The following is an 8,280-nucleotide window of genomic DNA, read 5'->3' as shown; positions in this document are numbered from 1 at the left end:
CCTTCGCCCCCGGGCCCCCCGAGCCGGCCTCCCCCTGGCCCGCCACGGAACGCCTGGGGCGCCCTTACGTGCCCGGCGCAAGGCCGCTCCCCGACGCGGAGGCCGACGGGCCACCCCCGGCGGAGCCGGAGGACAACCCGCCCCTGCCGCGACGGCCCCGCACCCGGGCACCGGAGGAGAACCCACCGCTTCCGCGACGGCCCCTCGGCCGGGACGAGCCGGAGCGGAACCCACCGCTGCCGCGAAGGCCCCTCACGCCGGAGGCGACGGACAGCCCGCCCCTGCCGCAACGGCCTCCGCGCCGCGCCCCCGCCACGCCGGACGGCTTCACGGGCTGGTTCGGCTCCTCGCCCGAGCGGGGCGCCGGGGAGACGCCACCGCCCCCGCTCCCGGCCGAGTGGACCGGCGTGACACCCCGCCGCAGGACGCCCCCGGCGGAGGGGACGGGGGCCTCCCCGGCGGAACCGGCGGAACCGGCGGAAGGATCGGAAGCGGGCGGGCCGCCCGAGCGGGACGAGCCGGAGGGCTTCCGTCCTCCTGTACACGGAGAGTCTCCACGCGAGGCGTCGGACGCGTCCGACGCCGTACGGGACGAGCCCGCGCCCGCACGGGACGAGCCCGCGCCCGTGCCCGCACGGGACGAGCCCGGCCCCGTACAGGACGACCAAGCGCCGCCCGAGCCCGCGCGGAGCGAGCCGGTGCCGCCCGGACCCATACAGGACGACCCGGCCCCGCCCAGCCCCCTCCGGGACGAGTCCGCTCCGCCGGCCCCCCACCTCCCGCGCCACGCGCTCCCCCTGTCCCCGCCCCCATCCGTTGAAGCGGAGGGGGCGTCCCCCGGGCGGGCCGAGCGGCCCTCCCCGCAGGCCGAGCGGCAGCCCTCCCCGGCGGGCGAGGCGGACAGCGCCCCCGCCGCCTCGCAAGGTGATCCGCCCCGTACAGGCCGCGAGGCGCTCGCTCCCGCCCCGCCCCCGACGCCCCGTGCCGAGCGACCCCCGTCCCCCCGCGCCGAGCGGTCCCCGGCCTCTCCGGGCGCACCCGCGCGGCCCGGTGCCGGGGAGACCTCCGCAGAGACGCGCGCCACGAGCGGCGTCCCCTACGTCGGCGACCGGCCTCCCACCTACGAGGCCGAGCCCACCGCGCTCGCCGAGAGCGATCCCGGAGCGCTCGACGCCTACGTGCCCGACACCGTGCTCGAAGGAGGGCGGTTCGGAGGGAGCACCTTGCGGGCCGTCTCGCAGCGGGGGGATTCCGCGCGGTACCGCGGGGAGGCGCGCAGGGACACGTTGCTCGTGGTGCGCTTCGGGGCCGGGGACGAGGGCATCGTGCTCGTCGCGACGGCGACCGGGGCGCGGACCTGTCCCGAGGCGTACCGGGCGGCGACCGAGGCCGTCCGGTCGATCGCCGCCGCCGTGGGCCGCAGCCACCGCCGCCTCGCCGACGACATCCGGGCGGCCCGCCGCGGCGACCTCAAGTCCGGCCTGCGCCGCCTCACCGACCGCACCCTCGGCCGCCTGCGCGCCGCCGCGGCCGAACGGGGGCTCGCGCCCGAGGAGTACACCGCGAGCCTGCGCTGCCTCCTCCTTCCCACCGACGGCCAGTGCCGGACCCGCGTCTTCTTCGGCGCGGGCGAGGGCGGACTCTTCCGGCTGCGCGGCGGGGAACTGCGCGACATCGAGCCCGAGGTCCCCGTCGACGGGCAGCCCCGTTCCGGCGCGGAGGGCGGGGCGCTCACCCTCGATCCCGGCGTCGGCCGGCCCCCGAGCCCGTACGCTCCCGTGGAGGAGCCGCGCCGCGAACCCTTCCGGTTCCACGCCTCCATCGCCCGATCGGGTGATGTGCTGCTGCTGTGCGGCACCGGCCTCGCCGAGCCGCTGCGCGGCAGCCCGTCGCTCGCGAGCCGACTGGCCGAGGAGTGGTCCGCCCCCGAACCCCCGGGGCTCGCCGCCTTCCTGGCCACGAGCCAGACCCGCGTCAAGGGCTACGCGGACGATCGCACCCTCGCCGCCGTCTGGGAGGGCTGAGCGGGGGGCTGAGTCCCGTTGCCCCTGTGTTTGGCGGGCACGATCGCGGTCACTGTGACTTCATGGGTGCGTGACTTCATGGACCCGTGAAGCACAGAAGGGGTGCGAGTGCCATGGCCAAGCAGAACGTAGCCGAACAGTTCGTCGACGTCCTCGTCCGCGCGGGCGTGCAGCGGCTGTACGGCGTGGTCGGCGACAGCCTCAACCCCGTGGTCGACGCGATCCGCCGGAACTCGGCGATCGACTGGATCCACGTCCGTCACGAGGAGACCGCCGCGTTCGCCGCCGGCGCCGAGGCCCAGATCACCGGCAGGCTCGCCGCCTGCGCGGGCTCTTGCGGCCCCGGCAACCTGCACCTCATCAACGGCCTGTACGACGCCCACCGCTCCATGGCGCCCGTGCTCGCCCTCGCCTCGCACATCCCCTCCAGCGAGATCGGGCTCGGCTACTTCCAGGAGACCCACCCGGAGCGGCTCTTCACCGAGTGCAGCCACTACAGCGAGATGATCTCCAACGCGGCGCAGATGCCCCGCGTCCTCCAGAGCGCGATCCAGCACGCCGTGGGACAGGGCGGCGTCGGCGTCGTCACTCTTCCGGGCGATGTGGCCTCGCACGACGCGCCCGAGCGGGTCACCGAGCAGGCGATGATCACCGAGCAGCCCACGGCGCGCCCCGGTGACGACGACATCGAGAAGCTCGCCGCCCTGATCGACGGGGCGAACCGGGTCACGCTCTTCTGCGGCGCGGGCGCGGCGGGCGCGCACGCCGAGGTCATGGAACTCGCGGGGAAGATCAAGTCGCCGGTGGGGCACGCGCTGCGCGGCAAGGAGTACATCCAGTACGACAACCCGTACGACGTCGGGATGAGCGGGCTGCTCGGCTACGGGGCCTGCTACGAGGCCACCAACGAGTGCGATCTGCTGATCCTGCTCGGCACGGACTTCCCGTACACGCCCTTCCTGCCCGAGAAGGACGTCAAGATCGTCCAGGTCGACATCCGCCCCGAGCACCTCGGCCGCCGCTGCAAGCTCGACCTCGCGGTGTGGGGCGACGTGCGCGAGACGCTGCGCTGCCTGCTGCCGCGCGTCAAGCCGAAGGAGAACCGCCGCTTCCTCGACAAGATGCTCAAGAAGCACGCCGACGCGCTCGAAGGCGTGGTCAAGGCGTACACGCGCAAGGTCGAGAAGCACACGCCGATCCACCCCGAGTACGTCGCCTCCGTCCTCGACGAGATCGCCGCCGAGGACGCCGTCTTCACCGTCGACACCGGGATGTGCAACGTGTGGGCGGCGCGGTACATCACCCCCAACGGCCACCGCCGCATCATCGGCTCCTTCCGGCACGGCTCGATGGCCAACGCGCTGCCGCAGGCGATCGGCGCGCAGTTCACCGACCGGAACCGGCAGGTCGTCTCGATGTCGGGGGACGGCGGCTTCTCGATGCTCATGGGCGACTTCCTCACCCTCGTGCAGTACGACCTCCCCGTGAAGGTCGTCCTCTTCAACAACTCGGCGCTCGGCATGGTCGAACTGGAGATGCTGGTGGCCGGGCTGCCGTCCTTCGGGACGACGAACAAGAACCCGGACTTCGCCGCCGTCGCCCGCGCGGCGGGCGCCTACGGGGTGCGGGTCGAGAAGCCCAAGCAACTGGAGAGCGCCCTGCGGGACGCGTTCGCGCACAAGGGCCCCGCCCTCGTGGACATCGTGACCGACCCCAACGCGCTCTCCATCCCGCCGAAGATCAGCGCCGACATGGTCACGGGCTTCGCGCTCTCGGCGAGCAAGATCGTCCTCGACGGCGGCGTCGGCCGGATGCTCCAGATGGCACGCTCAAACCTCCGCAACGTGCCCCGCCCCTGAGCCGGCCGGGGCGGGGGAGGCCCGGTGGTACGGGTGGTGCGCGGCCGGTGGGCGCCCCGCGCGCCCCCGGCGCGGCGGTCCGGCGCGCGGTTCCTGCCGTGTGCGTCGGGGTTTCCTCGCGGTCGCGCCCAGGAGGCGTCAGGTACGGACTAAGCGGGCATGGTCCTCGTATACACGTTCGTGACCTGAAAGCGTGTGACGAGAGTCGACAGCGTCGTCGAGGTGGTGTTCGCAGCCCCCGTGCCCGGATGCCGGGAGGGGGGCCGACCGGCGGAGTGGTCCGTCACGGGGGTGGAGCCGTACATGGACGGGCACAGGACTGAACGGCGCGGCCCGCTGGGGAGAGGGGCGAGCGCCCGGCGGATGCTTCCGCGCCGCCCGCCGCGCGGGCACCGGCTCACCAGGAAGCTCGCTCGCGCCGATCTGCGCGCGGTCGGTGAGGCGCGGCACGCGCTGCGCGAACTCCTCGACCGGCACGGCCAGGAGGCGTCCTGCGCCGACACCGCCGAACTGCTCACGAGCGAGCTCGTCACCAACGCCCTCGTGCACACGGCCGACGACGCCGTCCTCACCGCCGTCGTCCGGCGCGGCCGGCTCCGCGTCGAGGTGCGCGATCAGGCCAAGGGGGTGCCCCGGGCCCGTACCGCCGTCCCCGAGGAGCAGACGGGCGGACGCGGCCTCGGCCTCGTCCAGACCCTCGCGGACGCGTGGGGGGTCAGGGCGGTGGGCGCGGGCAAGGCGGTGTGGTTCGAGCTGGAGACGGGGGCCGTGGGGGGCGCGTAGGCGGCGCGGCGAGGGGCGGGCGCAGGGGTACCGACGGACGACGCGGGGCGGCCCGCACCCGGGGAGGGTGCGGGCCGCCCCGCGAGGAGATCCGGAAGGCGGTACGGGCTCAGCCGAACTGCTGCTCCATCTCCTTCAGTTTGCGCTCCAGGTTGTCGAGTCGGGGCAGGGCCTGGGTGTCGTCCTCGGCCGTCAGGTCGACAACGGCTCCTTTGGCAGGCTCCTCCGGAGAGGACGCCGCGTCAGTCTTCGTGGTGAGAGCCTGCAAAGAGGGCCGCCCGGAAGGCAGTTGCTCGCTCGCCGGTATGGCGGGGTCCGCTTCGGCCTGCCCCATGCCGGCCATGGCCTGCTGCACGTCGATCTGCCGGCCGCCCCCGCGTCCGCCCCAGCCACGCGTGCTGCGGCTGATCGCCTTGAGCTGAGCCTTCTTCAGACGTGCCTGCTCGCGGTCGCGCTGACGCCCGGCCTGCTTCTGGCGCTTGTCGTCCCGTACCTCCTCGACGGCCTCGTCGAGACTGCGCACGTTCTCCAGGAGCATGAGCGACCACGCGCCGAAGGTCTCGCGCGGGGCGCGCAGCCAGCGCACGATGCGGATCTGCGGCAGCGGCCTCGGCACCAGTCCCTGCTCGCGCAGCGCGGCGCGGCGGGTCTGCTTGAGGGCGCGGTCGAAGAGCACGGCGGCCGAGAGCGACATCCCGGAGAAGAACTGCGGGGCACCCGCGTGGCCCGTGCCGCGCGGGGCGTGCACCCAGTTGAACCAGGCCGCCGCGCCCGCGAAGGTCCACACGAGCAGCCGCGAACCGAGCGCCGCGTCGCCGTGGCTCGCCTCGCGCACGGCGAGGACCGAGCAGAACATCGCCGCCCCGTCCAGGCCGAAGGGCACCAGGTACTCCCAGCCCCCGGAGAGGTTGAGGTTCTGGCGGCCGAATCCGACCAGGCCGTGGAAGGAGAGCGCCGCCGCGACGGCCGCGCAGCAGAAGAGGAGGACGTAGGAGGCGCTGCCGTAGACCGCTTCCTTGCGGCGGCGGCGCTCCTCGCTGCGTTCCCAGGAGTCCTCGGCCGCCGCCGCCTTCGCCCCGGCCCGCTTGCCGCGGGTGAGCACCGCAACCGCCGCCAGCATGCCCAGGAGCAGTACGGCGCCGGGTACGAGCCAGTCCAGCGATATGTCGGTCATTCTCATCAGGGGGTCCCTTGCGTCGGTAGGGCCTTTCGGGCGCCATCGTGGCGCATGCCGAAGGGCCGTCAGGTGTTTTCCGGGCAACTGGACGCCAATGGGGGGTACCGGGCACCGGATAGCGTCGACCTGCTCGAACTCTCGCGCGAAGACAGGGAGTTCCGTGCGAGACAGAATACTCGTAAGGGTGAGTGGGCGTGAAACGGATGCGCGGGGGGAACCGGGGGCCCGCTGTGCGCCCCGATCGTGGTGTTCCGGGAGGGACGGCAGGGGCGGAGCGAGGCCGGAAAGCGCTGGTGTGAAACGGGCAACGCAGGGGTAACCCGGCAGGGCGGCCGGGCGTGGGGACGGGACGCGCCGTGGCGATGCGACGGCGACGGGAGGGAAGAGGGGGGGGTGATGCCTCCTCAGGCGGCGGCGGGTTCCACCGCCCGAGTGCCCCGCGCCGTGGTCTCCTCGGGGGCCCGCGCCGTGGCCTCCTCCGCCTGAGCGTCGCGCCCGGTGGTCTCCTCCGCCGCCAGGCGCTCCGCGCGGAGGCGTGCGACGCGCTCGGCGTCGCACAGCCGGGGGCAGGTCCCGCAGATCTCCTCGGCGCCCAGCGTGTACGACAGGCAGCAGCTCACCCGGTCCCTGGTCGGCAGCCTCTCGCCGTCGGGCCCGGTCAGCTCGCGGAAGCCCGGCGTGCCGACGTACGGCTTCGTCGTGCCGGGCAGCAGCGCCTCCAGTTCGGCGGCCGTGCGCGCCCGCTCCCCGAGAAGCTCTCCCACGTACGCGAGGCCCTCGACGATCTCGTCCGTGACCATGCCCCACAGCGCCCGGCCCCGCCGGCGCATCCGCGGGCCGATCCCGTCGAGCAGCGGCCCGAGGTGGGTGGCCACCGCGCTCCGTACCTCGGCGCGCAAGGCCTCCTCGTCCGGTACGACGACCGCGAGGGGGTGCCCGGCCTCCGGGTCGTCGGGCAGGCAGGCGAAGGGCACGGAGCGGACTGCCATGCGGTAGCGGGGGCGGTCGAAGTACACGTCGCCCGCGCCGTACCGGGGCACGCGGCGCACCAGGAGCCACGGCAGGGTGATGAGCAGGCAGGCGGGCCACGCGTACCGGTGGAAACCGAAGCTCGCGACGACATCGGGGCGCGGCGTGCGCCCGTAGTCGCGCTCGATCTGCTCGTGGTCCCAGCGCAGGTAGGCGTCCAGCTCGGCGCCCGCGCGCGCGAGTCCCGCCGCGCTCACCCAGTCGCCCCCCACGGGTCCCGGCTCGCCCGCCGCCAGCTCGGTCACCCGCAGCTCGGGGAAGACCTCGGCCAGACGCTCCCAGGCGGCGCCGACCGGCGAGGCGGCCGGGGCCGGTACCGGGAGGGCGGAGAGCTGGGGGGAGTGCAGCATGCGCGGACCACCGAATCGCACGTCGAAACAGGAGGATCTACAGGTAAGCCTTACCTTACCGGAAGGGAGTGGGCTGGGAACCTGGGGTCCCTCCCTCTATCGTGCTGAGGGCGCGCGGAACCCGCCCGCCGCGAGCACGCGGACCCCAGCGGTACGGAGGAAGGCGAAGTGGAACGCGAACCGGCCCCCCGAGGCCCGCACCCGGCGGACGGGGTCGAGGAGCGCGTCCCCCCGCCCCGCCGTCCGGGTGAAGACGCGATCGGCGGCACGCGCGGGCGTGGCGCGGCGCGGGGGAGCGGTACGGGCGCGCGTCCGGGTGGTTCGGCGCGTCCCCCCGGCGGTCCCGCCTGTCCCGCCGACCTCGCGCACGGCTCCGCGCGGGGGCAGGACCACCCGGGACACGCCCGCACCCCGCTGCGCCGCACCTCGGTGCGCGGCCAGGTCCTTGAGGCACTGCGGGCGGCGCTCGACTCGGGCGAGCTGGAGGCGGGGCGGGTCTACTCGGCGCCCGCGCTGGGGGAGCGGTACGGGGTCTCGGCGACGCCGGTACGCGAGGCGATGCAGCGGCTCGCCGCCGAGGGGGCCGTCGAGACGGTGCCCAATCGCGGCTTCCGTGTCCTGGCCCGTACCGACGCCGACGCGGCGGCGCTCGCCGAGGTGCTGCTCCTGATCGAGCTGCCCGTCCTCACCCGGCTCGCCGCCACGCTGCCCGCGCTGCCCCCGGAGCTGCGCCCCCTCGCCGCGCGGGCCGAGGAGCTGGCCCGTACGGGCGACCGCACGGGCTACGGCGAGGCCGATCGCGCCTTCCACGCGGCACTGCTCGGCCTGCACGGGAATCCCGAGCTGACCCGCGTCGCCGACGCCCTCCACCGCCGCGCGGGAAGCCCTCGCGCCCGTACGCCCCGGCCCTGGGCGGAAGAGGCGGCGCAGCACACAGCGCTGCTCGACGCGATCGAGCGGGCCGATACGGCGACGCTGGCGACGGTGCTGCGCAGTCACCTGGGGGTGCGGGGCTGAGGAGGCGCGGGGCGAGGCCGGACGCCCGCCGGAGCGGAAGC

The 8,280-nt window shown here is 74.8% G+C and carries 6 protein-coding genes; 4 read left to right on the top strand and 2 right to left on the bottom strand.

Annotated elements, in window-relative coordinates; genetic code table 11:
* Positions 1-698 precede the first annotated feature (698 nt).
* The 3 genes from IF99_RS35195 to IF99_RS0125090 all read left to right on the top strand — a co-directional run bounded on the left by IF99_RS35195 (position 699) and on the right by IF99_RS0125090 (position 4,666).
* Positions 699-2,024: a protein phosphatase 2C domain-containing protein gene (locus IF99_RS35195; protein WP_234340845.1), complete on the top strand. Its 1,326-nt coding sequence runs from the start codon at positions 699-701 to the stop codon at positions 2,022-2,024.
* A gap of 113 nt (positions 2,025-2,137) precedes the next feature.
* On the top strand, positions 2,138-3,883 hold the full coding sequence (locus tag IF99_RS0125095; protein ID WP_030999607.1) for a pyruvate dehydrogenase: 1,746 nt from the start codon (positions 2,138-2,140) through the stop codon (positions 3,881-3,883).
* A 303-nt stretch (positions 3,884-4,186) separates the two neighbouring features.
* A complete protein-coding gene (locus tag IF99_RS0125090; RefSeq protein WP_030999605.1) occupies positions 4,187-4,666 on the top strand; it encodes an ATP-binding protein in 480 nt (159 codons plus the stop codon).
* A gap of 109 nt (positions 4,667-4,775) precedes the next feature.
* Here IF99_RS0125090 and IF99_RS0125085 read toward each other — a convergent pair whose 3' ends face one another.
* The gene (locus IF99_RS0125085) at positions 4,776-5,846 is read right to left on the bottom strand and encodes a DUF2637 domain-containing protein (RefSeq protein ID WP_030999603.1); all 1,071 of its coding nucleotides are present in this window, start codon (positions 5,844-5,846) and stop codon (positions 4,776-4,778) included.
* Between the two features lie 401 nt (positions 5,847-6,247).
* Positions 6,248-7,222: a (2Fe-2S)-binding protein gene (locus IF99_RS0125080; RefSeq protein WP_051703678.1), complete on the bottom strand. Its 975-nt coding sequence runs from the start codon at positions 7,220-7,222 to the stop codon at positions 6,248-6,250.
* A 168-nt stretch (positions 7,223-7,390) separates the two neighbouring features.
* Here IF99_RS0125080 and IF99_RS0125075 point away from each other — a divergent pair, with 168 nt between their 5' ends.
* Complete coding sequence (locus IF99_RS0125075) at positions 7,391-8,239, top strand: GntR family transcriptional regulator (protein WP_030999599.1); 849 nt, start codon at positions 7,391-7,393, stop codon at positions 8,237-8,239.
* Positions 8,240-8,280 lie beyond the last annotated feature (41 nt).

It is taken from the genome of Streptomyces sp. NRRL F-5630, assembly GCF_000719475.1.
Lineage (GTDB): Bacteria > Actinomycetota > Actinomycetes > Streptomycetales > Streptomycetaceae > Streptomyces.
Note: the sequence above shows the minus strand (reverse complement) of the source record. Positions and strands in the feature narration are given on the sequence as shown.

Excerpts from the sequence above, each read along its gene's own strand:
- IF99_RS0125085 (WP_030999603.1), bottom strand. The coding sequence starts at position 5,846 with ATGAGAATGACCGACATATCGCTGGACTGGCTCGTACCCGGCGCCGTA.
- IF99_RS0125095 (WP_030999607.1), top strand. The coding sequence starts at position 2,138 with ATGGCCAAGCAGAACGTAGCCGAACAGTTCGTCGACGTCCTCGTCCGC.
- IF99_RS0125090 (WP_030999605.1), top strand. The coding sequence starts at position 4,187 with ATGGACGGGCACAGGACTGAACGGCGCGGCCCGCTGGGGAGAGGGGCG.
- IF99_RS0125080 (WP_051703678.1), bottom strand. The coding sequence starts at position 7,222 with ATGCTGCACTCCCCCCAGCTCTCCGCCCTCCCGGTACCGGCCCCGGCC.